Source organism: Chryseobacterium ureilyticum (assembly GCF_900156735.1).
GTDB lineage: Bacteria > Bacteroidota > Bacteroidia > Flavobacteriales > Weeksellaceae > Chryseobacterium > Chryseobacterium ureilyticum.
In genome coordinates this window covers 249,901-275,067 of sequence record NZ_FTOL01000005.1, presented here as the reverse complement: position 1 = coordinate 275,067, position 25,167 = coordinate 249,901, and the positions used below count along the sequence as shown (strand labels likewise).

At 35.2% G+C, this 25,167-nt stretch carries 21 protein-coding genes; 6 read left to right on the top strand and 15 right to left on the bottom strand.

Annotated features, from left to right (window positions below; translation table 11 throughout):
• Positions 1-143: 143 nt before the first annotated feature.
• On the top strand, positions 144-485 hold the full coding sequence (locus tag BW983_RS15920; protein WP_065393769.1) for a MerR family transcriptional regulator: 342 nt from the start codon (positions 144-146) through the stop codon (positions 483-485).
• Between the two features lie 278 nt (positions 486-763).
• The gene (locus tag BW983_RS15915; protein WP_076552877.1) at positions 764-2,044 is read left to right on the top strand and encodes a ComEA family DNA-binding protein; all 1,281 of its coding nucleotides are present in this window, start codon (positions 764-766) and stop codon (positions 2,042-2,044) included.
• Positions 2,045-2,129: 85 nt separating this feature from the next.
• Here the strand turns inward: BW983_RS15915 and BW983_RS15910 are convergent, their stop codons facing one another.
• The 7 genes from BW983_RS15910 to BW983_RS15880 all read right to left on the bottom strand — a co-directional run bounded on the left by BW983_RS15910 (position 2,130) and on the right by BW983_RS15880 (position 7,733).
• Positions 2,130-3,353 (bottom strand): YncE family protein, encoded by a 1,224-nt coding sequence (locus tag BW983_RS15910; protein ID WP_076552876.1) that lies wholly within the window; start codon positions 3,351-3,353, stop codon positions 2,130-2,132.
• 174 nt (positions 3,354-3,527) lie between these two features.
• Complete coding sequence (rluF, locus tag BW983_RS15905; RefSeq protein ID WP_076552875.1) at positions 3,528-4,250, bottom strand: 23S rRNA pseudouridine(2604) synthase RluF; 723 nt, start codon at positions 4,248-4,250, stop codon at positions 3,528-3,530.
• The gene (locus BW983_RS15900; RefSeq protein WP_139329297.1) at positions 4,250-4,747 is read right to left on the bottom strand and encodes a hypothetical protein; all 498 of its coding nucleotides are present in this window, start codon (positions 4,745-4,747) and stop codon (positions 4,250-4,252) included. The genes rluF and BW983_RS15900 overlap by 1 nt, the downstream gene beginning before the upstream one ends.
• Before the next feature lie 77 nt (positions 4,748-4,824).
• A complete protein-coding gene (gene truB, locus BW983_RS15895; protein ID WP_076552873.1) occupies positions 4,825-5,523 on the bottom strand; it encodes a tRNA pseudouridine(55) synthase TruB in 699 nt (232 codons plus the stop codon).
• Positions 5,524-5,542: 19 nt separating this feature from the next.
• On the bottom strand, positions 5,543-6,361 hold the full coding sequence (locus BW983_RS15890; RefSeq protein ID WP_076552872.1) for an undecaprenyl-diphosphate phosphatase: 819 nt from the start codon (positions 6,359-6,361) through the stop codon (positions 5,543-5,545).
• Between the two features lie 173 nt (positions 6,362-6,534).
• A complete protein-coding gene (locus tag BW983_RS15885; protein WP_185116869.1) occupies positions 6,535-6,831 on the bottom strand; it encodes a DUF3098 domain-containing protein in 297 nt (98 codons plus the stop codon).
• Positions 6,832-6,833: 2 nt separating this feature from the next.
• A complete protein-coding gene (locus BW983_RS15880) occupies positions 6,834-7,733 on the bottom strand; it encodes a cell division protein FtsX (protein WP_076552871.1) in 900 nt (299 codons plus the stop codon).
• A gap of 91 nt (positions 7,734-7,824) precedes the next feature.
• Here BW983_RS15880 and rsmA point away from each other — a divergent pair, with 91 nt between their 5' ends.
• Positions 7,825-8,595 (top strand): 16S rRNA (adenine(1518)-N(6)/adenine(1519)-N(6))-dimethyltransferase RsmA, encoded by a 771-nt coding sequence (rsmA, locus tag BW983_RS15875; RefSeq protein ID WP_076552870.1) that lies wholly within the window; start codon positions 7,825-7,827, stop codon positions 8,593-8,595.
• Positions 8,596-8,695: 100 nt separating this feature from the next.
• Here the strand turns inward: rsmA and BW983_RS15870 are convergent, their stop codons facing one another.
• The 8 genes from BW983_RS15870 to BW983_RS15835 form a co-directional block, all read right to left on the bottom strand.
• Positions 8,696-11,062 (bottom strand): choice-of-anchor L domain-containing protein, encoded by a 2,367-nt coding sequence (locus tag BW983_RS15870; RefSeq protein ID WP_076552869.1) that lies wholly within the window; start codon positions 11,060-11,062, stop codon positions 8,696-8,698.
• Positions 11,063-11,410: 348 nt separating this feature from the next.
• On the bottom strand, positions 11,411-15,004 hold the full coding sequence (locus BW983_RS15865) for a choice-of-anchor L domain-containing protein (protein WP_076552868.1): 3,594 nt from the start codon (positions 15,002-15,004) through the stop codon (positions 11,411-11,413).
• Between the two features lie 169 nt (positions 15,005-15,173).
• Positions 15,174-17,540 (bottom strand): choice-of-anchor L domain-containing protein, encoded by a 2,367-nt coding sequence (locus BW983_RS15860; RefSeq protein WP_076552867.1) that lies wholly within the window; start codon positions 17,538-17,540, stop codon positions 15,174-15,176.
• Between the two features lie 215 nt (positions 17,541-17,755).
• A complete protein-coding gene (locus BW983_RS15855; protein ID WP_076552866.1) occupies positions 17,756-18,310 on the bottom strand; it encodes a DUF1003 domain-containing protein in 555 nt (184 codons plus the stop codon).
• A 12-nt stretch (positions 18,311-18,322) separates the two neighbouring features.
• On the bottom strand, positions 18,323-19,093 hold the full coding sequence (locus tag BW983_RS15850; protein ID WP_076552909.1) for a TIGR02757 family protein: 771 nt from the start codon (positions 19,091-19,093) through the stop codon (positions 18,323-18,325).
• 6 nt (positions 19,094-19,099) lie between these two features.
• Entirely contained in the window at positions 19,100-20,014 is a 915-nt protein-coding gene (locus tag BW983_RS15845; RefSeq protein WP_076552865.1) for a ribonuclease Z, read from the bottom strand.
• Between the two features lie 130 nt (positions 20,015-20,144).
• On the bottom strand, positions 20,145-20,732 hold the full coding sequence (rdgB, locus tag BW983_RS15840; RefSeq protein WP_394333190.1) for an RdgB/HAM1 family non-canonical purine NTP pyrophosphatase: 588 nt from the start codon (positions 20,730-20,732) through the stop codon (positions 20,145-20,147).
• Between the two features lie 32 nt (positions 20,733-20,764).
• A complete protein-coding gene (locus BW983_RS15835; RefSeq protein ID WP_076552864.1) occupies positions 20,765-21,595 on the bottom strand; it encodes a CPBP family intramembrane glutamic endopeptidase in 831 nt (276 codons plus the stop codon).
• A gap of 116 nt (positions 21,596-21,711) precedes the next feature.
• On the opposite strand from BW983_RS15835, the gene BW983_RS15830 reads away from it, so the two are divergent.
• The 3 genes from BW983_RS15830 (at position 21,712) to BW983_RS15820 (ending at position 24,891) form a co-directional block, all read left to right on the top strand.
• Entirely contained in the window at positions 21,712-22,425 is a 714-nt protein-coding gene (locus BW983_RS15830; protein ID WP_076552863.1) for a hypothetical protein, read from the top strand.
• Positions 22,426-23,142, top strand: coding sequence for a hypothetical protein (locus BW983_RS15825; protein ID WP_076552862.1), 717 nt, complete (start codon positions 22,426-22,428; stop codon positions 23,140-23,142). It abuts the gene before it with no gap.
• A gap of 153 nt (positions 23,143-23,295) precedes the next feature.
• Complete coding sequence (locus tag BW983_RS15820) at positions 23,296-24,891, top strand: peptide chain release factor 3 (RefSeq protein WP_076552861.1); 1,596 nt, start codon at positions 23,296-23,298, stop codon at positions 24,889-24,891.
• The last annotated feature ends 276 nt before the right edge of the window (positions 24,892-25,167 follow it).

Genomic DNA, 25,167 nt, shown 5'->3' with positions numbered 1-25,167 from the left:
AAAAAAAGTATTGAACAATTATTTTTCACACAATAAAGAGTAAAATTCCCGTCACCACATTACTAAATATGATAAATCCTTTATAAAATATATTTGGATGAAACTTTAAAAAATTTTTATCTTTGAAGTTTAGGAGCTGTAAAATGAAAATAAACTTACCTGATAAACTGTATTATTCTATAGGAGAAGTAGCCAAAGCATTCGATGTAAACACTTCATTAATACGTTATTGGGAACAGGAATTCCCTATTATCAAGCCTAAAAAAAACAAAAAAGGAAATCGATATTTCACTCCGGAAGACATTAAAAATCTACAGATGATCTACCATCTGGTAAAAGAAAAAGGATATACTTTGGACGGTGCACGTGTTGCATTGACAACAAATAGTAAAATTTCCGAAACAATTACGATTATTGACCGCCTTGAATTTGTAAAGGCTGAGCTTTTAAAGCTGAAAGAGTCTTTAGGAGATAGTCCTGAATAATTTAACTGCTTTATAATTCTTAACGACTTGTTTTCATTCAATATTGGTTGATATTGAATATGGATGTCATGTACCTGGTTTCTGATTAAATGACTATTTAAAATAACATTTTTTTATCAGAAATTCTAAGTAATAATTTATTCAATAAGTTTAAATATTCCTATAGAAAACTTACAAACCTTTTAATTTAAAATCAATTACAGACATTATATATCTTAAACTTAACCATTTAAACCTTCGATATTGCTCCACTTTGTTTTTATCAATATGTTTACTGCATGATGAGAAAAAACTATTACCAGAAACTGGCATTAATGGTTATTGTACTGACTATTTTATTAGCCTTTCAAAAATACACCAGCAAAAGTAGAGAGTCTTTTCCTGATGTAAAGTTTATTGCAGCTTCAACTTCAGTTAATTTATCAGACTTTGATCCTAATATTTTAAATGAAGAACAATGGCAGAAACTTGGTTTTTCTGAGAAACAGGTCACTACTATTCTCAAATACAAAGATATTATTGGCGGAGCTTTCACCTCAAAAGAACAACTGAAAAAATGCTATGCAATTTCTGAAGAAAAATTTGAGCAACTTGAATCTTTTATTTTGCTTCCTGAAAGCAGTGATAAAAGTAAATCCAAAGAATTTAATACGTTTGCAAAAAAAGAAATCAGTATCTCTGGAAAATTTAATCCTGATAGACTTTCTTCTGGAGATTGGATAAAGATGGGTTTCAGTGAAAGACAATCCGAAGCTATTTTAAAATATAAAAATTATTTGGGTGGAAGTTTTGTGAGTAAAGAGAAATTCAAGGAATGCTTTATTATTTCTTCTGAAAATTATAGTAAACTTGAACCTTATTTGATTTTACCTGCAAAGACACCGGAAAATTTCAAATCCTTTGCTTCCAATTATGTTGAAAAGAACAAAATACAATATCGTAATTTTGATCCCAACACACTGAATATTGATGATTGGAAAACTTTGGGTTTCTCGGACAAGCAAGCTAATATTATTGTTAATTACCGTGACAGAAATCTCCGTGGAAGTTTTAAAAATCTTGAAGATATACAAAAGTGCTTTGTCATTTCTACTGAGAAATTTCAGGAGTTAAAACCTTATATAAAACTCAATTCTGCAACAATAAAAAAAGAGGAAACCAGACAGGAAAAAACAGATTTTTCAAAAACGGATCTTAATGTTATTACATTTAAACAGCTTATAGAATTTGGATTGGACGAAAGAGGTGCAGGCTCAATTATTGGTTTCAGGAAAAAACTACGCGGTTTTATGAACAAAGAACAGATATTAAGTACTTATAATATTGACAAAGAGGTGGTACAAAAGTTACTTTCTATTGCTCCTCTTGACAATTCTAATGTTCCGAGATACACTTTAACAGACGCTCCTGAAGAATGGTTAAAAGATCATCCTTATTTCAAATATTCTGCTGACAAAATTATATTCTACCGCACTACCTATCCTGATGATAAGAAAATATGGAGGTTTCTGAAATTAAAGCCTGAATATGAAGAAAGAATGAGACTATATTTAAAGTAATCTGATATTTTTCAGCGAATATAAAACACCCCAAAACAGTATCACTATCTTGGGATGCTTTTAATATTCAAAATTGGATTATGCTTTAATGATGCATATAACTGCTTGGACCATTGGTTCCTTCAATTGATTCAGGAAGTATTCCGTATTTGCCACGTAGATCAACTGTCCCTAGCGTTTTTCCTGACTCGATTTCAATGACGCTAATGGTTCCGGAATTCAAATTAGGTATATTCAAGAGGTTATTCTGTACCGCCACAACTTCTTTTCCTTTTTTGGTTTTAAAGAAAACCATATGGTGGGCTCCTTTATCTGCTGTAAGGGTTTTTAAAAGTTTTAATTGAGGAAGATTACTGATGTCAAAGACAAGCACTTTTCCTGGGTCGGCAAAGCTTACGTAAAGTCTGTTATTATCATCAATATACATTTCGAGAGTCCAGCCTAACCCTTGTGTACTTCCATCAAATATTTTGGTAAAAGCATCATATTTTTTGGTTACGGCATTGTATGGGGCAATCCAAATATCTCCTCCAAGCATGGTAGTAGCAAGGGCATATTGTGGAAATTTACCACGAAGCAACAACACTTCTACAGGACTGGACATATCTGTTGGTGAATCTGCAATCTGATAGGTTTCTTTTAACTCGTAAGTGTTTAAATCCAGCAAAGTACACGTATTTCCAAAACCACTGGTAAGGTCTGGATGAATTGTGGAGGTAACCATCATTAATCCTTTTTCTTCATTTACAGAAATGCCATGCGGGTACATAATAAATTTATTTGGATTGTCCTGAATTGAAGCTTTAATGGTTTTGATAAGCTTATTATTACTGGCATTAAAAACACCTACACTTCCATCTCTTAATCCGCCTGCTCCGCCCATGAAAGTCATAAAAAATCTCCCGTCATTGGTGAAAAATAAATTTTCTCCTACCGTATTCTCTCCTGTATTGATAGGTGTAGCACTTACTAATTTTGGTTGTCCGATTTTGTCCTTTTCACTTTTTATTTCATATAGATAGCTTCCACCTAATGCAGTTGTATACAGCTTGTTTGCATTTTGATTATAATAAATATGATGAGGCAGTACACCTACACCTAATTCAAGTTTACTACTTATATTTCCAAAGTCTGGAGCTTCAGGATCGAGCTCTATGACAGCAATACCATCTGATTGTCCCGTGAGGCTTCTATAGTCAATATAAAAAGCTGTATCATGTGGAATCTCTGGGTGATTATCATGTTGACAATTAGAAAATATCATCAGAATCATGATAAATGAGGGAATGTAATTAAATTTTAATTTCATGGTTTTCAATTGTTTAGTTGTTTATATAAATATAATACTATTCCAATAAAAAAACTTAAAATATTACACCAATATGTGAATTTAATAAAAATTATTCATTATCACTTTAATAATTTGATCATAAAAAAAGCAGGAAAATACTTCCTGCCTATCATTTATATCTGATATATAATCTTAATCAATTGTTTTACTTGAATCTGTGAGTAGTTCATTTAACGAATTCAATTCATCATCTGTTAAATCTCTCCATTTCCCGATTGGGAGATCAAGTTTGATATTCATGATACGAATTCTCTTCAGTTTTTTTACTTCATAGCCAAGGTATTCGCACATTCTACGGATCTGTCTGTTTAAACCTTGTGTAAGAATAATTCTGAAATTCATTTCATCAATTTTCTCAACCTCACACTTTTTGGTTACTGTATCCAAAATAGGAACTCCATTTCTCATTTTTTCAAGAAATCTTGGAGTAAGGGGTTTATCTACCCGTACAATATATTCTTTTTCGTGATTATTTCTTGCTCTCAATATTTTATTTACAATATCACCGTCGCTGGTTAAAAGAATAAGTCCTTCACTTGGCTTATCTAACCTTCCAATCGGAAAAATTCTTTTCGGGTGATTAATATAATCTACAATATTATTTTTCTCACGTTTTGTGTCTGTAGTACAAACAATTCCTACCGGTTTATTAAAAACAATATAAACAGGCTTCTCTTGTTGCTCTCTGATAGGTTTTCCGTCTACTTCCACAAGATCCTCATCGGAAACTTTAGTTCCCAATTCAGGAATCTTACCATTAATTTTTATTCTTCCTTCTTCCAACAGCTTATCTGCTGCTCTTCTAGAACAGTAACCTACTTCTGATAAATATTTATTGATACGTGTCTTTTCCATTAGTCTCTTCCGTAAACGGTATAATTTTTATTACTGAAAATGCTTATTCCATAGCTTAATCCGATGAAAAAGCCATCATGCCCTTCTTTCAGTTTATGTGATTCAAAAACAATTCCTCCTTCCTGGCTTAATTTCTTTGAGTAGGAAACCTGCATTCCAAATCTTGCTCCCCAGAATTCAGTGCCAGAAACTGCAGAACTGTTAATCTGTTTCCCATAATTCACATCAATATAAAAAGGACGATCACCAGGGGAAAAAATAAATTTCGGCTGAATAACCCAATAAATCAAATGATAATTATCCTGAGCAAAACTGTATTTAAGTCCGGTTCCAATGGCAAAGTTAGGAAGAAAATTATATCCACCAATAGCTGTGATACCATAGGTCAAATTTCCTAATGCTGAAGGAGTTTCAATGTATTGTGAATCGTTTTTATTCTGAGACTTGTTATTAATATTAAAGCCAACATTCAATGATGGATTGAAATAAAAATCCATTTTTTGTTTTTTCTCTGTGTCTTGAGAGAATGCTTTAATACAGGTAAATACAATTAAAAAAAAGGATAATTTTATTTTCATTCGCCTTGGAATCTAAAGTCATTATTTAAAAACTGATCTGTAGCATCTTCGATTTTATAATCTCCGATTTTTGTTCTTCTCAATTGTGTTAAATAAGCTCCTACTCCCAATTCCTGTCCTATATCATGAGCAAGACTTCTGATATAGGTTCCTTTTGAGCAACCTACTGTAAAGCTTACCAAAGGAAATTCTATTTTAATACCCTGGATATAATGAATCGTTGTTTTTCTTGACTTCATTTCTACCTCCTCTCCTGCTCTGGCAAGATTGTAAGCTCTTTCGCCATCAATCTTTATGGCAGAATAAACGGGAGGTTTCTGTTCTATTTCTCCAACGAATTTTTCTAAAGCTTCTTTTACCAGCTCTTCAGTGATATGCGAGATATCCTGATGCAGAATTTCCGGTTTTTCAGTATCATAGGATTCTGTCTGTACACCTAATTTGATCTCTGTCCAGTATTCTTTTGGAGCATCCTGAATTTCAGGAATTTTCTTTGTGAATTTTCCGCAGCAAACGATCAAAAGCCCCGTAGCTCTTGGATCAAGGGTTCCTGCATGCCCTATTTTGAACTTTTTAGGAAGATCAAACTCCCTTTTAAGTTTATATTTCATTTTATTGACAGCCTGGAAAGAGGTCCAGTCCAAAGGCTTATCTAATAAAAATATGTATCCTGATTTCAGTTCTTCCGCTGTCATGAATGGATATGATAATTTTTTATTTAAAGAAATAAAAATAGATTAGTAAAGCGATTCCTACAAAGATTCGGTACCATCCCCAAGGTTTGAAACCATATTTATTAAGGACTCCGATGAATGCTTTGATCGCTATTAATGCAACAATAAACGCTACAACATTTCCAATAACAAAGATCATAATGTGATCTTGTGATGCCATGATCATTTCATATCCTTTCTGTGGATTTGGAGTTTCTTTACCCCAAGTCTTCACAAAAACCGAGTACACTGTCACTGCAAGCATCGTAGGAACAGCAAGGAAGAAAGAGAATTCTGCGGCTGCTTTTCTGGTCAATCCCTGAGTCATTCCACCAATAATAGAAGCTGCACTACGGCTTGTTCCCGGCATCATCGCCAGACATTGCCAAAATCCTATGGTAACAGCTTTTCTTATGGTAATTCCTTTTTCATCATCAATTTTAGGGTTTTTGAACCATTTATCAGCAAATAGCAATACTACTCCTCCTAATACCAATACGGAAGAAATAGCAATCTGATTTCCAAGAACAGCCTCAATCTTATCATCAAATAAATATCCTAAAACCAATGCAGGAACTACCGCAAAAGCCAGTTTGAAATAAAACTGAATATTATTTAAATCAAAAAATTTCTTCCAATAAGCCACTACAACAGACAAAATTGCCCCAAACTGAATGGAAACCTGAAACATTTTTAAAAATTCATCATCCGGCATTCCCAGTAAATTAGCAGTGAATCCCATGTGTGCTGTAGACGAGATCGGAAGATATTCCGTTAATCCCTCTACGATGGCAATAATAATTGCTTTAATTAAATCCATATTCCTTTAAAAAATTAAAAGATTAAAAGATTTAAGAATTGAAAGACTGGCGATGAGCCAAAATAAATATTAATTATTTGATAGATGAAAGTGTATTACCTGTATACATTTTCAAATTAATATTTAATCTTTTAATTCTTAAATTTTTTAATCCTTAAATAAAAACTGTTTATTTATTTTCTTTTCAAGATCGCATAGACCTCTATGACAAAACCTATAACAACAAATAACGGTGCAATTCTGATTCTTCTGATGGAAAAGATATCATCATTCCATACATTCGGATCAAATTTTCCGTCTACTGTATTAGCATCCGGTCCCATCATCAATAGAAACCCTACTACAATAAACGCTAGTCCTATCAGCATCCACTTGAAGTTTTGCTGTCCGAAATAGAATGTGTTTTCCTGTGGCACTTCTGCTTCATTCCCAAAGTTTGAAGCGGAAATTTTATTTGTTTTTTTGCTCATTTTTAAGAGTAATATAAATCGTCAACGTTTGATTTTAAGAATCTCCATGTAGCGAAAATCGTACTTAAGACAGAAATAAAGATCCCTACTCCCAATACAAGAATCACTAACCAGAAGTACTGATTGTTGTCCTGTACAAAAGCTGAACCGATCTGACTTGTGAAGTAATACCACACCCCTCCTAATGCAATAAGACCAATTACAGAACCTATGGCTCCTAAAATAATTGCTTCAATGATAAAAGGTTTAAGGATAAATCTTCTTTTCGCTCCTACCAACTGCATTGTTTTAATGATAAATCTCTTAGAGAATATTTTCAGACGGATAGAGTTGTTGATCAACACTACAGCCAATACTAAAAATAATACAGAGAATCCCAGAATCCATTTCAAAATTCTGCTCAGGTTATTGTAAACATCCACCATCAGGGTGCTGTCGTTTTTCACGTCAATAATTCCAGGAACAGATTTGATCACCTTGATTGCTTCATCAATTTTTGCTGGGTCTACATATTCAGGTTTCAAAGCAACTTCGATGGATGAAGGGAAGATATTTTCTTCAAACAATGCATCACTATCGATTCCCATACTTTTTTTGGCTTCTTTTGCAGCCATGCTTCTTGAAATATAGGTCGCTTTTTTTACAGGAGCTAACGTCTGTACCTTTTTAAAAGTTTCTTCCTCTAGTTTTGCAATTTTTACAGAATCTTTCGCGTCATAGTTTTCATCAAAGTAAGCGTTTACCACCAACTGTTCTTTGATATAGTCAGAATACTTTTGAGCATTAATTAAAATAAGCCCCATTAATCCCAACAAAAATAACACTAAGGCAATACTTATCACTACTGTAATATTGCTGGACCGAAGCCTTTTCTTATTAAACTCATCTACAGATTTAGCCATTAATATTAAAATTTTTGGCTAAAATAGAAAAAAACTTCCGAAATTTGGGACGAAAAAAAGAAAATCATTGTTAATAAAATCATAAAAAACTTTGAGTGTAAAAGCAAAAAAACATCTTGGGCAGCACTTCCTGACAGATGAAAATATCGCAAGAAAAATCGTAGAAGGTCTTAGTTTTGAGAACTATAATAATATCATGGAGGTAGGTCCCGGAATGGGAGTTCTTACTAAATATCTTCTTGAAAAAGACCAGAAAATCTATCTTGCAGAGATTGATACGGAATCTATTGAATATCTAAAAAACAATTATTCCAAGGTTACAGAAGATACTTTTGTAGGAGATTTCCTGAAACAGGACTTTAATTTTATTAAAGATGAGCAGATTGCCATTATCGGTAATTTTCCATATAATATTTCTTCGCAGATATTATTCCAGATTGTAGATCACTACGAACAGGTCCCTGAAATGGTAGGAATGTTCCAGAAAGAAGTTGCTGAGAGAACGGCAGCAGTACCAAGAACGAAAGATTATGGTATCCTTTCAATCCTTATCCAGGCATATTATGACGTATCCTATATGTTTACAGTTCATGAGAATGTCTTTAATCCGCCACCAAAAGTAAAATCAGGTGTTATCAGGCTTACAAGAAACCCTAAGGAAGGTCTAGCGGGTAACGAAGTTCTTTTTAAACAGATCGTAAAGGCTGGTTTCAACCAAAGAAGGAAGAAGCTTTCCAACGCATTGAAAGTCTTAAACATTCCTGAAGCCTTAAAAACTCATGAGTTTTTAGATAAGAGAGCGGAAGAACTTAGTGTTTCTGATTTCATTTCTTTTGCCAACCTTTGGAGAGAAAATCAATAAGACTTATATAAACACGAGTTTCTTTATGGGAAGCTTTTGTTTTTTTGGATAAAAAAAGCCTTTCAATTTTACTGAAAGGCTTTTTTATGTATTTAAAATTTTATTCTCTGTTTTTCAACATGATCCATCCAGACCAGTCCATCTGAGCTTTTGATTTTGGATATTCAAAATTGAATTTGTACCAGTATGTTGCTGAAGGTAATCTCTTACCACCTACCGTACCATTCCAGATTGGTGTTTCTTTTGAAAATTTGAATATTTCAACTCCATATCTGTCATGAATAGAACCTGTAAAGTTATTAAAGCCTGTAAGAGCTGTAAGATCCAGAACATCATTAATTCCGTCTTCATTAGGAGTGATTATATTATTGATCTGCAATGTAAAGAAGTCTAATGTTCCCACGCAATGAGTCCCTACTCTTCTTACCATGATTGTATAGTTTGTATTATCCAGAAGATTGGTAAATACATTTGACGACTGCCATGTAATTCCGTTGTCTATTGAATACTCCAAAGTGCTTGGTAAGTTGTTCATTGGTGGGTTTTCAGCTGTAACAGTCAAAGTCTTTTTAATACTTTCGTAATTCAATCCTATGACATAAGGTTTGGCTGCTCCCATCACATTCGCAGAAAACACTTTCTTACAGATACCGTTATCTATTTCTACCGTATAAATTCCCCATTGATCAACATCTATCTTTTGTGTTTTAGCACCTGTACTCCATAAATATTTATAGTTAGTACCTGCACCTGCATCCAAAGTAACACGGTCATCACGACACATTTCAACGTCTGCTAAAGGTGAGGTAATTTCAGGAGTAACTTCAACTCGTATTGTTGCCGGGTTTAAAGATCTACATCCTTTTGCCCCCACAGCATATACTGTAAATATTGTAGTCTGATATAAAGTAGCTGTCTGTGTATTGCCCGTTCCAGGGAAATTTGTCCATTGATAGGTATCTCCTCCTTCTGCAGTCAACGTCACAGATTCTCCCGGACAGATTTTTATTCTGGAAGATTTTACTTTCGCTGTAGGTGTTGTTTCTTTTAATAGTGTCAACTCAACAATTTTACTACAGAAAATACCGTTTGAAACCACTACATATAATATCTGTCCGTCATTACCATTATAATTAAGGATGTTTTGTATATAATCATTGTTTTGAGCAATAGCATCGTCTTGATCTTCATAAAATTTGAAGACTGCACCAGGTGTTGTACTTATTGATGGTTTGATGGTACTTAAATCAAAAGTGGTAATATCCGGCGTGGTACAGAGTAATAATGTAGCATTATTTGCCTGCGGGGTTGTTCCGCCATGAATTTCTATCGAAGCGGTTCCGGGACAAGGATTTCCGGGCACACTTACTTCAATCGTATAGGTTCCCGGTTGTGTTGCTGTAATAGTATTGGTGTTTGCGTTGGGTACAGCTACACCGTTATGATACCATTTATATAATAAGTTAGGATCACTTACAGAAGCAGTGATTACCTGAGGAACGTTGTCACATACATTAATATCAGATGGCAATTGAGCTCCACTTGGGTCTAAAAGTTCTACTCCGATATTGAAAGATCCTCCTTCAAGAAATACAGCAGTATCATATCTAAAGTCAGTGTAATCTGCCACTACCATTTTAAAGTGATATTCCTGTCCTGCCGTTACATTAGCTACAGCAGTAAGAGGTATTGTTCTTCCGTTAAAGTTTGTTTCAATATTAGCATTATTGAAGCCACCGAAATACATTTCATTCACTGCTGGGCAGCCTCCAGGGATCGCCGGGTGAATATTGGTAATACTTACCGGTCCTGCTCCTCCGGGAAGCACAGCCATATTCACATAAGGACCTCCTGTTGTAGGTTTTAATAATATTGCGAAAGCATCCGCAAAATTACAAGGAAAGGTTAAAGTATATTCTTCAGACGCTAATAAGTAATTAAACTTAATCTGCGAAGTTGTAGGAACAAAATCAAATTCTAAAAGTACAGCATCTTTTAAATTATTTGATGGTACCCCTATTGCCTGTGCAAGGTCAGTATCTGTACCACCACCGTTTATATCTTCAAGAGTTGCTGCGATTCCTGTATTTCCGGCATTTTTTGCAAATCCTGTAGAAAGTATAATTCCATCTTTAAAAGGGAAATTGGTGGTTCCTTTATGAAAATATCCCCATGATCTGTTTGCATTTCCTACCGCGTGGTTAGGAGTAATCTTTACATTAGTCACATTCGGAGTAACACAGGTATTAGTTCCTGATGAAATTAAAACATCTTTTACTAATTTTTCTATGTCAAAAGCGGATTCAGTATAACCTGGAGCATTTACATCAATAAAAGCCCCTGCTCTTCTGGACTCTGCAGTAAGGGTTTCTCTCATCCCTTTTCTGGGCGGTGGAGATTGAGTTTGTGAAAATAAAAAGGTCGAGACGACCAGAAAAAGTAAACAAAGCGGTAGATATCTTCTCATAATATTTTTGTTTCAACAAATTTAATTTTTTTTTAAATATACCATATACATATTTATATTTTTTACAATAAAAATATAAAAAAACACACCTCTTATAGCTAATTTCCTCATTATACAATTTTAAATCATTATCAAAATTTGTATCTATAAAGCAGACTATTTAAAGGCTTTATGCTATATCCTTTTGAGAATTAATATTTTACAACAAAAACACTCATTTACTTTTATTATTACAATGTGAAGAACACCATATTCTAAACTATTTTCAAATTTAAAGAGGGATTGCTATAAAAAAATTAAAGTCCTCCAGATTTGGAGGACTTTGTTAATTATTATTTTATTAACTGTTTAGTTTCTATTTTTCAACAGGATCCAGCCTGAGCGTTCTTCCAGTTTTTTACTGGCAGGATTTTCCCATTGAACTCTATACCAATAAGTACCGGTTGGCAGATTTATTCCTCTCAATGATCCTCTCCATATAGCTTCATTTTTTGTTGCTTTAAAGACCTCGGCTCCATATCTATCGAAAATCGAAGCTGCAAAATCTTTATAACCACTGATTCCTGTAAAATCAATCGTATCATTTACGCCATCCATATTAGGAGTAATTGCATTACTTATGATCAATGTATAATACTCTACAGATGTACCACATTTTGCATCTTTCACTCGAACCATTAAATGGTACATTGTATTATTTAAAATATTATAAAATACATTGGATGATTGCCATGTTGTACCTCCATCTGCTGAATACTCTAAAGTTCCACCACTAGGATTACTTGCTGTAAGAGTTAAAACATTCTTTTCATAAACAACATTGGTAATCTGGGGAAGATCCGGATTGATCAACTGGGCTGTGAAGACTTTTGAGCAGACTCCATTACTAATCGTTACAGAATAAGTTCCCGGAAGATTTGTTGTGATCGTTCGGGTTGTTGCTCCTGTATTCCAAAGGTAAGTATAATTAACACCAGGTCCGGCATCAAGAGTTCCATTATCTCCGGCACAAACATAAACATCCTGTAATGTAGAAACAATAGCAGGAACCACCTGTATTTCTACTGTTGCAGGATTTACAGAACTACAACCATTTCCTCCTAATGCATGTACTGAGTAAGTAGTCGTTACTGAAGGGGTTACTACCTGAGTATTACCATTTCCAGTAAGACCATTACCCCAACTGTAAGTAAACCCTCCTGAAGCTGTCAATGTTACAGATTCTCCTTCACAAATTTTCATTTTAGATGCTGTAAGCCCAGCAATAGGTGGTCCCACCTGAACCGTTACCGTTGCAGGAGTAGCAGATACACATCCGTTAGCTCCTACAGCTGTTACCGTGTAAACAGTAGTATTGGTAGGTGACACTACTTGAGTACTTCCATTTCCTGTAAGACCGTTGCCCCAGATATAAGTAGCGCCTCCTGAAGCTGTCAATGTTACTGATTCACCCACACAAATACGTGGTTGTGATGACGTTAATCCCGATGTTGGAACTACAGTATCCTGTGTTACAGTTACCGTTGCAGTATATGGACAGTTTAAATTCCCTGGCTGTGATACATTAGTAACCGTAAGAGTATAAGTTCCTCCGGCACTTACTACAGGTGTAAGTGTAGTGCCTCCTGAAACAATAGTTCCTCCAGTTGTAGACCATGCAATAGTAGATCCGGGAGGAATAACAGAAGTAGACGCATCCAATGTAACCTGAGGTGTTGTACAGGTAACGGTTTGCGGAGCATTAATAATTAAAGTCGTTTCAGCAGTTTTTATCAATTGCAGAGAAACCACATAGCTACATCCACCATTGCTTACCAATACATAAATAGTTTGGTTTCCGGGAGCTGCATATGTTGTAGGTGTTGTAATAAAGCTTCCGTTAGCTGCATTGGCATCTGCCTGATTCACATAATAAGTAAAATTAATTCCGGCAATATTTGTAATCTGTGTTTGTGCTTCGGTAAGGTCAAAAGTCAACCCCGGCTGATAGCATTTATGCAATGTTGCATTTTGTGGTGTAAATGGCTCAGATACCTCAATAGTCAAAGTACCTGGATTTTGAGAAGCACATCCGTTAGAACCCACTGCCGTTACCGTATAGGTAGTTGTAGTAGTAGGTAATACGGTTTGGGTGTTCCCATTTCCTGTAAGCCCATTCCCCCAGTTGTAGGTTGCCCCTCCTGAAGCTGTTAATACTACAGATTCTCCTTTACAGATCTTTAACTTAGGTGATGTAAGATTTGTTACGGGAGGTGCACTATTTCCTGTCACTACTACATTTGTTACCGTTGTACAATTTACATTACCTGGTTGATAAGCTTTTGTGATTGTTAAAGTATATGTTCCCGGAGCATTGATAACAGGGTTCAGCGTATTTCCTCCTGAAACAATAAAGCCTCCTGTAGTAGTCCAGGCAAATGTAGATCCTGTAGGGAAAACTGAAGCAGATGCATCCAATGTAATTTGAGAATTGGCACACGTCAGTACCGTTGGAGGTGCAATAGTAGCAGTCATCTGTGGTGCTTTAATAAGCTGCAGTTCTGCAACTTTTGAACAGAAACCATTTCTTACTCTAACGTATACGGTTTGCCCTCCCGGACTTGAATATGTTGCAGGAGTCGGTATTGTACTTGCATTTCCGGCATTAGCATCGGCGAATGTTGTATAATATGAAAAAACAGCGCCCGGCGTTGTACTTATTGCAGATTGTGCTGAAGGTAAATTAAATATTGCATTTCCAGCAGCATAACAGGCTGTCAATGTTGAATTCTGAACCGTTGGTGATGTTCCTCCTACTACAGTAATTGTGGCTTCTCCCGGGCAGGAACTCCCTTGAATATATACTTTAACAGTATAAACTCCCGGTTGAGTTGCTGTATAACTTGCTTGGTTCGCCCCTGTTATAGGATTGTTATTTAAAAACCATTGATAGGTTACATTAGGAACCTGTACAGAGGCCGTAAAGGTTTGCGGAGTATTATCACACATATTTACAGAAGAGGGAAGCTGAACACCTCCATCACCTAAAATCTTTACTCCAATATCAAACGATCCCGCTTCTAAAAACACAGCCGAATCAAAGCTCCTGTCCTGATAATCAGAAAGAACCATTTTGAAATGATACGTTTGTCCAGGAATTACTGTCGCTTTTGCAACAAGTGGAACTGTTCTTCCACTGAAATTTGTTTCAATATTATTTGGATTGTATCCTCCGAAATACTGCTCATTTACAGCCGTACAAAAAGGATCAACATTAATTGCAGGATGGATATTTGTAATACTTACCGGTCCGGCTCCTCCTGGAAGAACAGCCATATTCGTATAGGTAGGATCACCTGCTTTCTTCAATAATAATGCAAAACCATCACTGATGGTACATGGAAAACCATTCTGGTATTCTTTGGAAGCAAATAAATATCTGAAAGTAATTTCTGTTGAAACAGCTACGAAATCAAATTCAATATAAGTAGCGTCTTTTAAATCAGTACTAGCAAGTCCTAATGCTGCTGCCAGATCATTATCACCTCCGGTTCCGATATCATCATTCAAATCTGGTTGATATACGTTTCCTGCTTTATTTGCGTATCCCGTAGAAAGAAGAACTCCTCTGCTAAAAGGGAAATTCGTGCTTCCTTTACTAAAAAATCCCCAGCTCCTGTTTGAGCTGCTTGCTGATAAATTTGGAGAGACAGATACATTACTTATATTAGAGCTGGCACATGTACCTCCAGATATAAGAACATCTTTTACTAGCTGAGTAATGCTATAAGCGGATTCAGGATAGCTGGCTGCGTTCACATCTATAAATGCCCCGGCTCTCAAAGCTGCAGCATTCGGTCTTCTGGCTTCCTGTGTTCTTCCTCTGTTCTGAGCAAAAACAATGTTTCCAATAAAAGCAAAAAATAACGCTAAAAATAAATTCCCCGTCCTCCTATTTAACATTTTATATTGTTTTAAACAAAAATACTATTTTTTTTAATTAAAATTCAACTTAACACATTTTACATTATTACTAATGCAAATTTATTTATAGTAGAATATCAATTTTATTTATTTGATAATAATAAAAAAAGACTGACAAAACTGCCAGTCTTTTAATCATAGTTTAAAACTACTCTATATTTTTAAGAAGTATCCATCCTGTCTTCACTGTAAGCAGCTTACTTGCAGGATCTTCATAGGTAACCTGATACCAGTATGAGGCGGTAGGCAATCTTTTCCCCTGGAAATAACCATCCCAATATGGTCTGATTCTCTCCGCTTTAAACACTTCCCTTCCATAACGGTCAAAAACCTTACCACTAAATTCTTTATAATCACTTATTCCTCTGAAATCAATAATATCATTAATATTATCACCGTTTGGAGTAATTACATTTTTCATCACAAAAGTAAAGAACTCAAGGAAGCCTTCACAGCTTGTATATTTCACTCTTACACGGATAGATATAACTTTATTCTTAGGAACATCTGTAAATACATTGGAAGCCTGCCAGGTCACCCCGTTATCTATGGAATATTCCAAGACTCCATTACTAGGGTTGCTTGCTGTAAGGATCATTGTTCCTTTATCATTATAGTCTACATTGATTACTTCTGGAACAACGGCTTTAATTACCTGTGTTTTAAATTCTTTCGAACATACTCCATTGTTAATTGTCACACTATATTCTCCCGGAGTATCTACAGTAATCGACTGAGTAATTTCTCCCGTACTCCACTGATAAGTATATGCGGGACCCGAACCTGCATTAAGAAGAATTTTATCTCCCTGACAGATATGACCACCTTTCAATGTAGAAACAATAGCCGGAACTACTTCAACTTTAATTGTTGCCGGAACTAACGATTTACAACCTTGTGCTCCGATTGCATACACAGTATAAGTAGTCGTTTGAGTAGGGCTCACTGTTCTTATCCCAGCAGTCGTGGAAGAATCGCTCCATTCATAAGTAACCCCGCCGGATGCCGTTAGCAGCAATGATTCTCCTTCACAGATTTTTAACCTTGGAGCCGTAAGTGTTACTACCGGAGTAGCTTCTTTTCTTAAGGTCAAAGTGGTTATTCTACTGCAAAATGCTCCATTAGAAACCAGAACATGTAATACTTGACCGTCCGTTCCATTATAATTCGTAAGAGCGGTGATATAGCTATTATTTTGAGCCTGCGCATCCGCCAGATTTGCATAAAAACGGAATACAGCTCCCGGAGTTGTACTGATCAAAGGTTTTGCATCTTCTAAATTAAATGTAGTAACCGTAGGGGTTGTACAAAGCTTTAATGTCGCTGGTTGAACTGTAGGGCTCGTTCCTCCAATAATTTTAATTGTAGCTTCTCCCGGACATTGATTCCCTGGAATCATTACTTTTACAGTATATACACCTGGAGCAGTTGCAATATAAGTAGCACTGGTTGCGCCAGGAATTAGAACTCCATCTTTATACCACTGAAAGGTCATTCCAGGAATTGTAGCTACTTGAGCTTTTAATACTTTAGGAGCATTGTCACAAACATTGATACTTCCCGGCAATCCTACTCCAGCTTCGTCTACGATTTTAATTCCTATATCAAATGATCCTCCTTCCAGAAAAACAGCAGAGTCATGACCGGTATCCTGAGCATCAGCCAAAACCATTTTAAAATGATAAGTCTGCCCCGGAATAACATCAGCAGTTGCTGTCAATGGAATGGTTCTTCCATAAAAATTAATGCCTACGTGAGGTTTATTCATTCCGCCAAAGTACGCTTCATTGATGGGTCCACAGCTGAATCCATTACCCGCAGGCACAATATTGGTTGCACTTACAGGACCCGCAGTTCCGGGCAATACAGCAAGGTTTACATAAGCAGGATCGCCCACTTTCTTCAACAATAAGGCAAAAGCATCCGAATAATCCGAGCAAGGAAAGTCTGATGTATACTCTTCTGAAGCGAATATATAATTAAATTTTACCTGCGTCGAATTAGGGATAAAGTCAAACTCGAGTGCCACTGCATTTTTCAGTGTTACAGTAGGATTGGTAGCTGCTACAAGATCAGGATCACTTCCAGTGTTTACATTCTGACTTAGCAAATTAATAAACTCGTTTCCCGCTTCTTTCGCAAAACCGGTACTCAGTACAATTCCATCTTTAAAGGGAAAATTTGTAGTTCCTTTATGAAAATATCCCCAAAATCTGTCTTCATCATATACTGCATGGTTAGGACTTACCGTAACATTAGAAACATTAGCGGTTGTACAGGCAGTTCCCCCATTGATCAAAATATCTTTTACAAGTTGTTCAGGTGTATAACCGGATTCTGTATAAGACGGTACATTCACATCTATAAATGCACCTGCCCTGAGACTTGCTCTCGAAGGTCTCGCATCTACCGCATTGCGATTATTACGATCGGGTCTTTGCTGTGAAAATACAGAAACAGAAGCTAATAAAAACGTTAAAAGAAAAGAGTAGTTTTTTAATCTATAGTTCAACATTTTAATTTCATTTCCTCAAATGTAACAAAAATATCTATACAAAAACCGCATCACAATCAATTATTACTTATTTCACCAAATAGATTCACAACAAATATTTTTTATTTTTACATTTTCCGCAAATTTAAAAAAGAGAAATATTAAGCAAAAAAAACAGATCAATATCACTGACCTGTTTCTTTATTATTTTAAAATATAAATTAAATTTTTATAGATTATTCGTCTTTCTTCAACTCTTTTATTTCATCCTTAAGCTGAGAAATAATATCCTTTAAAGCTTTTATTTCGTTTTTATTTGAACTTACATTGCTTTTCAGTATTACATTTTTGGCTCTTTCATTATGATCTTCATCATCTTCTTCCTCATTGATCTCTTCAATATCTTCCTGAATATCCTCAATATCCTCATTGATCTCTTCAATATCTTCACTGATTTCCTCAATATCCTCGCTGATCTCCTCAATATCTTCCTGAATATCTTCAATATCCTCACTGATCTCCTCAATGTCTTCCTGGATATCTTCAATTTTCTCGTGGCTTTTATTTACAGACATCTGGATAAAAATAGCAAGATAAATAGCTTCCAGGGAAAGTACCGTTGTAAGAATAAGAAGCATTTTATCAAAATCTACAATATTCAGCATCGGAAGCAAAAACGAAGTAACAAACAGCAAAGTATGTACAATCAGAGATTGGATGGATCCAATCCAGGACGTAATGCTATCTGCTATTTTCTCAAGAACCTCTGTTTTTTCGTTATAATTTTTCATCCTTTAAGTTTTTTACATAAGTTCTTTGGTTACTCCTAATCCAAACAGGGCAAAATCATATTTTGCCGGATCTTTTTCATCAAATTTTCTAATGGCAATATCCAATTCTTCTACCGTTTTCCAATCGTTCTGGGTTCTTAACACGAGCCCCAGTTTTCTTGAAATATTTCCGGTATGTACATCCAATGGTATAGACAAATGTTTTTGATCAATATTTTCCCAAATTCCAAAATCTACGCCATGTTTATCTTTTCGTACCATCCATCTCAGAAACATGATGATTCTTTTTGCAGATGAATTTTTATAAGGTGAGCTGATATGTTTATGACTTCTGTGTTTTTCAGTTTCCAGAAACCCGCTTCGGAATCTTTCTATGGCATGTAGAAAATTGGTTTCGGAATCTTTCACTTTAAACAGATTCTCCAGACTTTCATTTTCTTTATAAATCCGGTTAAACTGTTTAATAAAATAAGAAAAATCTTCTCCGTTAAAGGTTCTGTGAATGCTTTTATCCTGAATATCTTTTAAGTCTTTTTCAGAGTAATTCAGTACGAAATCATAGGGTGAGTTTCCCATGATCTCAAGCATTTTATTGGCAGAATTAATGATCGATTTTCTGTTTCCCCAGGAAATGGTTGCCGCAAGAAAACCTGCAATTTCGATATCCTGTTTTACGGAAAAACGATGCGGAATCTGTATCGGATCATTTTCAATAAAATTGGGAGCATTATACTGATCTGCCTTTTCATCAAGAAAACTCCTTAATTCTTCAAATTTCAGCATATTCATTTAAATTTTTACACTTTCCAACGCTTTTGGTAAGAATGAATTTGGAAAGATATTTCTGGCTTCATCTGTAAATACTGTCAGATCCCCATATCTGTTAGAGAAATGCCCCAGAATCAACTTACCAACCTGAGCTTTTTGTGCAATCGTTGCAGCCTCCAATGCAGTCGTATGTCCTGTGTAATCTGCCATTTCTTTTAAATCATGCAAAAATGTAGACTCATGATAGAGAACCGTCGCATTTTTAATGATCGGAATGACAGATTCAAGATATCTTGTATCACTACAGAAAGCATACGATACAGACGGTGCGGGATCTACGGTCAGAATTTCATTTTTCAAAACGTAGCCATCGCTTAATACAAAATCTTTCCCTGCCTTTATATTATGATAATCGCAGCTCTCAATTTCACTGTATTTGGCGATTTCCTTCATATTAAGATGTCTGTCTTTTGGTTTTTCCTTAAAAAGGTAACCATTACAGTAAATCCTGTGATCCAAAGGAATAGTATAAACTTCTACTCTATTGTCTTCATAAATCTTTTCAGAATAGTCTTTATCCAATTCATGATAAATCACCTCAAAACCACGATGCGTTTCCGTAATCTGGAAAATAGTTTCCATCATCTTTTTGATTCCTTTTGGACCGTAAACATGCAGTGGATTTTCCCTTCCTAAAAGACGGAATGAAGCAATAAGTCCCGGAAGCCCAAAACAGTGATCACCATGAAGGTGAGAGATAAAAATATGGTTGATTTTTGAAAATCTGGCTTTTGCTTTTCTCAGCTGTACCTGTGTACCTTCCCCACAATCGATCAGGAAGTGTCTTTCTTCCATTTCCAGCAGCTGAGCTGTTGGTGAAGAATTGATGGTAGGAATCGCCGAGTTAAAACCTAGTATTGTTAAATAAGTACTCAAATCAATAGTTTAGTATAACAAATGTACGACAGAAAATTGAAAACGTATATTTTACCTTTAAATTTAAAAGGAAAAGCATACAAAACCACTTCCCCAAGCAGAGAAATGGTTTTATAGTTATCTGCTTATATTATTCAGCAACTTTTAAAAAGTCCATGAACAGATCTAATGCCTGCTTACGGTGGCTGATTTTATTTTTATCTTCCGGATCCATTTCTGCAAAGGTTCTTTCATATCCTTCAGGAACGAAGATAGGATCATAACCGAATCCTTTGAACCCTTTATTTTCAGTCAATAGATTTCCGTGAACTCTTCCTTCGAAATACTGAGCTCCGTTTTCGTCGTAATAACATAAAACCGTAACGAAGTAAGCTTTTCTGTTTTCTATTCCTGTCATTTCTTCCAATACCTTTTCGATATTCTTAGCAAAATCATGGTCTCCTGCATAACGCGCAGAGAAAATCCCTGGTCTTCCGTCCAAAGATTCCACTACCAGACCGCTGTCATCTCCTAAACTTGGAACTCCTGTCTTTTCGAAGCAGTATTTTGCCTTGATTAAAGCATTAGCATGAAAAGAGTCTCCGTCTTCAATGATTTCTTCATGAATATTGTAATCTGTAAGACTTTTTACAGTACAATCACTTCCTAAAATCTGTTGGATCTCTTCTTTTTTATGCTCGTTGTGTGTTGCTACCAATAATTCCATGTCTATATTCATTTTCCAATTTTACTTTTTTAGCTGTAATTCAATTAAAGTTCAGAATAATGTACTTTATATTTCTTCATAAACAGATAGTAGAATAAAGAGAAAAGTACAAGTCCTACGGCTAGTATCAGCCATTCTGAAACATTAAAAAATTTTGCAAAACTTTCATTTTTCCCGTAAAGCACCAATAATGAAAGGGTCAGGTTATTAAATCCATGCAAAAGCATCGGCATCAGCAAGGATTTTGTTTTATGATATACCAACCCTAAAACACATCCCAACATCACTGCACTGATGAACTGCCATGGATTCCCATGAACAATTCCAAAAATAATGGAAGCATACAAAATAGCTTTCCACGGCTTTACGCCTTTATTAATCAAACCTTTCTGAATAATCCCTCTGAAGATAATTTCTTCAAAAATAGAAGCCATGATCACCGTCATGATCAGCATAATCACCGGATCATCGGTCAATTGACTCATCAATTGGGTAAAATATTCATAGAAATCTCCAAAAAAAACTCCTGTTGTAGGAATCAGTGAGGTAATAAATTCTGAGATCAGCATCATCCCTGCCATCATAGGGAAAATCAGAAGATAAGTATAGAAATTAACTGATGAAAAGTTGAAATTCAGCTTCATCTTTGTTGTGGGTCTTACAATGAAGAAATCAAAAAAGGCGATCGCTGTAAGAAAGCCGGCTGAATTTGCCACCATCAGAAACCAATCTTTAAGTTCCAGGTTTTCCTTGAAAACTACTTTCCAAAAGGTACTGAATAAAGAAACACCCATTGTTCCGGCAAACAACCCAGCTACCAGAGCAACTGCGCCCAACCATGTGAAAGTAAACTTCGGATACCTGCTATTTTCCATTCTTATTCTCTGTAAAAGTTTATAGAAACAAAGATAATTTTTTTGAATGCTACAGACAACTAAAATGAAAAATGAAATTCTTATTTTAGTAGCCTTATCCATGAATCACCAAAGCAATGAAGAACGAAGAATTAAAGTTTCCGCGAAAAGAATCTGTCATCAACTGGTGGACGACAGGATTACTGAGACTTGTCTTCTTTCTGATCCTGGGTTCTTTTTTTACACTTTTTATCTTAGGTCCCGTTTATGGAATTTATAATAAAGGATTTAAATATATGCTTCCAGTAGCTTTGGCGTGTTGGGCTTTTTCTTTACTTATTTTAATTCCTATCGTTCGATATTATATTATCCGAAGAAAGAAAACAGCAGATAAGATCATTATAGATTCTACAGGACTTCTTTTTTATAATTCAAAAAATGAAATCGTTGATCATATCTTATATAAAGAACTTCATACTTCAAATCAAAATTTTGATATTTATACGGTAACGCCGGTAGGTTCCGGTATTGTTCCACTGCTTGAAATAACTTTACAACCTGACCAAAAAGATATTACCAGAAGGCGAATTGACATGAATCTGCCTCTTTATGCTGTAAAGAATAAATCTGATCTATATGCTCATTTCCTAAAAGGAATTACAATATTCCGCCCCGACTTAACAATAGATCCAATGGCATTGAAAAGTTTTTCGATTGATCCCAATACCTGGAAAGTAAATAACAAAGGAGTATCAAAAGGAGGCTGGCTTTTACTACTGGCAGTAATTATTGTCGTAGGAATTATTCTAGGAATTACCCGTTTATTATTTTTATATAAAACAGGAAACTAAATGACAGAAAAATTTCAGAGTTTAGAATCTAAGATAAACAAACCTCTCACTTACCTTCTGATTGGGCTTATCTGGCTGATCGTACTGATGGTTGCTTATCTGGTATTTTATATAATGTATGATCTTTTTGATTATGGTATAAAAAACTATTTTCTTAATAAAACCTCAGATTTATTTTTTAATATATTGATTTCTGTTGCTCTTAGTTTATGTTGCCTTTTTCTGGTGTACACACTGATTCTTCCAAGAAAAAAGTTCTTTCACAAGGTTATTGTGAATGAAAAAGGGATTGTCATTTATAATTACAAAGGGGAAATCGTTAAAGAAGTTTTCTATTCCAACCTTCAGCCTTCCCGGCAAAATTCTTATTCAGATATACATCATAGGGATAATGCACAACTGACAAAAACAACGATTGTCACGCATACAAAAAATGAAACAGGAACCATAGAAGAAGACGTTATTGATTTGTATTTTGATTATTTCATGATTAAAAACAGATACTATCTTCACAGACATTTTCTCCTGGGAATACAGACTTTCCGACCGGATCTAAAAATTTATCCTTTAACTCTGGAAAGATATTACCTGACTCCCGAAAATAAAAATATAAAGCCAAACACTACTGGAGCTGTGCTTATCATAAGTGGTTTTATAATCATTGTCTTTGGGGCAATATATGCTTTGGTATTATTGCTACAATGGTATTATAAGTAAAAAATGCAGTATTTATAATTTGACATCTCCATTCTATCCTTTTTCGATCAAAAACCTGTTATTATCAGCCTCTACCCTTACAATTAAGATTCCCTTCATTTAAATTTGAAAACCTCATAAAAAATCACGATTTTTGCAAATTCAAAATACGATATGTCAGACTTAATCAAAGAAATACAAAAAAGAAAGACCTTCGGGATCATTTCCCACCCGGATGCCGGTAAAACCACTCTTACGGAAAAGCTACTTCTTTTCGGGGGTGCTATCCAGGAAGCGGGTGCGGTAAAATCCAACAAAATAAAAAAAGGAGCTACCTCCGACTTTATGGAAATTGAAAGACAGAGAGGGATCTCCGTTGCTACTTCCGTATTGGCTTTTGAATATAGAGACCATAAAATAAATATCCTCGATACACCAGGTCACAAGGACTTTGCTGAAGATACTTACAGAACTTTAACGGCTGTAGATTCAGTAATTGTTGTAATTGACGTTGCAAAAGGGGTTGAGGAGCAGACTGAAAAATTGGTTAAGGTTTGTAGAATGAGAAACATTCCGATGTTGGTATTCATCAACAAACTTGACCGTGAGGGTAAAGATGCTTTCGATCTTTTGGATGAAGTGGAACAGAAATTAGGATTAACAGTTTGTCCACTTTCTTTACCAATTGGTATGGGAAGTGACTTCCAGGGAATTTATAATATCTGGGAAAACAATATCCAGCTATTCTTAGAAGAGAAAAAACAAAAAGTTGGAGATTCTATTAAGTTTCATGATATTAATGACACTTCAATAGATGATGTTATTGGTGAAAAAGCGGCGACTACTTTAAGAGAAGAGCTTGACTTAATTCAATCTGTGTACCCTGAATTCAATCGTGAAGATTATATGAAAGGTGATCTTCAGCCGGTTTTCTTCGGTTCTGCATTGAACAACTTTGGTGTTCGTGAATTATTGGATGCTTTCATCGATATTGCTCCAATGCCACAACCTAAAGAAAGTGATACCCGTTTAGTAAAACCCGAAGAAAGTACTTTCACAGGATTTGTATTTAAGATCCACGCAAACATGGATCCTAAGCATAGAGATAGATTGGCTTTCGTAAAAATTGTTTCCGGAACATTCAAAAGAAACGAAAACTATCTATTGGTAAGAGAGGGTAAAAAGATGAAGTTCTCTTCTCCAAATGCTTTCTTTGCTGATAAAAAAGAGGTAGTAGAGGAAAGTTTCCCTGGAGATATTGTGGGGCTTCACGATACAGGAAGTTTCAGAATTGGTGATACTTTGACTGGTGGTGAAAAGCTAAGCTTCAAAGGAATTCCAAGCTTCTCTCCTGAGCATTTCCGTTATATCAACAACAGCGATCCGCTTAAAGCTAAACAATTGGCAAAAGGTATCGATCAGCTGATGGATGAAGGAGTTGCCCAGCTATTTACTTTGGAAATGAACGGAAGAAAGATCATCGGAACTGTAGGAGCCCTTCAATATGAGGTTATCCAGTATCGTTTAGAGCATGAATATGGTGCAAAATGTACTTATGAACCTCTTTCAATGCACAAGGCTTGTTGGGTAGAAGCAGATGAGAAATCTGAAGAATTTAAAGAGTTTGCAAGATTAAAACAGAGATTCCTTGCGAGAGATAAATATAACCAATTGGTATTTTTAGCAGATTCTTCATTCACTATTCACATGACACAGGAGAAGTTCCCGAATGTGAAACTTCACTTCATCAGTGAATTCAGAGATAGCTAATCAGAACAAAAAGCAAAATTGCTAAAAAATATAGATCCGTAGAATTTTTTCTGCGGATTTTTGTTATTACCACCCCGTCAAAAATTCTATGAATTTTTGCCACCCCTCCGGAGGAGGAGAATTATCACGTCTTCAATTATAATACTTCCCACTGCTGGAATGTTCAAAATCTAATATTCAGTATAAAAAAAGTTTGTAAATCTTTTGTAAAACAAATACAAAACACTGATAATGCTACAGTTACAATTTTACGATTAGAATACATTTCATTTACAA

What these genes read in the sequence shown, in the direction of transcription:
- BW983_RS15920 (WP_065393769.1), top strand. Translation starts at nt 144, where the DNA reads ATGAAAATAAACTTACCTGATAAACTGTATTATTCTATAGGAGAAGTA.
- BW983_RS15915 (WP_076552877.1), top strand. Translation starts at nt 764, where the DNA reads ATGATGAGAAAAAACTATTACCAGAAACTGGCATTAATGGTTATTGTA.
- BW983_RS15910 (WP_076552876.1), bottom strand. Translation starts at nt 3,353, where the DNA reads ATGAAATTAAAATTTAATTACATTCCCTCATTTATCATGATTCTGATG.
- rluF (WP_076552875.1), bottom strand. Translation starts at nt 4,250, where the DNA reads ATGGAAAAGACACGTATCAATAAATATTTATCAGAAGTAGGTTACTGT.
- BW983_RS15900 (WP_139329297.1), bottom strand. Translation starts at nt 4,747, where the DNA reads ATGGATTTTTATTTCAATCCATCATTGAATGTTGGCTTTAATATTAAT.
- truB (WP_076552873.1), bottom strand. Translation starts at nt 5,523, where the DNA reads ATGACAGCGGAAGAACTGAAATCAGGATACATATTTTTATTAGATAAG.
- BW983_RS15890 (WP_076552872.1), bottom strand. Translation starts at nt 6,361, where the DNA reads ATGGATTTAATTAAAGCAATTATTATTGCCATCGTAGAGGGATTAACG.
- BW983_RS15885 (WP_185116869.1), bottom strand. Translation starts at nt 6,831, where the DNA reads ATGAGCAAAAAAACAAATAAAATTTCCGCTTCAAACTTTGGGAATGAA.
- BW983_RS15880 (WP_076552871.1), bottom strand. Translation starts at nt 7,733, where the DNA reads ATGGCTAAATCTGTAGATGAGTTTAATAAGAAAAGGCTTCGGTCCAGC.
- BW983_RS15870 (WP_076552869.1), bottom strand. Translation starts at nt 11,062, where the DNA reads ATGAGAAGATATCTACCGCTTTGTTTACTTTTTCTGGTCGTCTCGACC.
- BW983_RS15865 (WP_076552868.1), bottom strand. Translation starts at nt 15,004, where the DNA reads ATGTTAAATAGGAGGACGGGGAATTTATTTTTAGCGTTATTTTTTGCT.
- BW983_RS15860 (WP_076552867.1), bottom strand. Translation starts at nt 17,540, where the DNA reads ATGTTGAACTATAGATTAAAAAACTACTCTTTTCTTTTAACGTTTTTA.
- BW983_RS15855 (WP_076552866.1), bottom strand. Translation starts at nt 18,310, where the DNA reads ATGAAAAATTATAACGAAAAAACAGAGGTTCTTGAGAAAATAGCAGAT.
- BW983_RS15850 (WP_076552909.1), bottom strand. Translation starts at nt 19,093, where the DNA reads ATGCTGAAATTTGAAGAATTAAGGAGTTTTCTTGATGAAAAGGCAGAT.
- rdgB (WP_394333190.1), bottom strand. Translation starts at nt 20,732, where the DNA reads ATGAATATAGACATGGAATTATTGGTAGCAACACACAACGAGCATAAA.
- BW983_RS15835 (WP_076552864.1), bottom strand. Translation starts at nt 21,595, where the DNA reads ATGGAAAATAGCAGGTATCCGAAGTTTACTTTCACATGGTTGGGCGCA.
- BW983_RS15830 (WP_076552863.1), top strand. Translation starts at nt 21,712, where the DNA reads ATGAAGAACGAAGAATTAAAGTTTCCGCGAAAAGAATCTGTCATCAAC.
- BW983_RS15825 (WP_076552862.1), top strand. Translation starts at nt 22,426, where the DNA reads ATGACAGAAAAATTTCAGAGTTTAGAATCTAAGATAAACAAACCTCTC.
- BW983_RS15820 (WP_076552861.1), top strand. Translation starts at nt 23,296, where the DNA reads ATGTCAGACTTAATCAAAGAAATACAAAAAAGAAAGACCTTCGGGATC.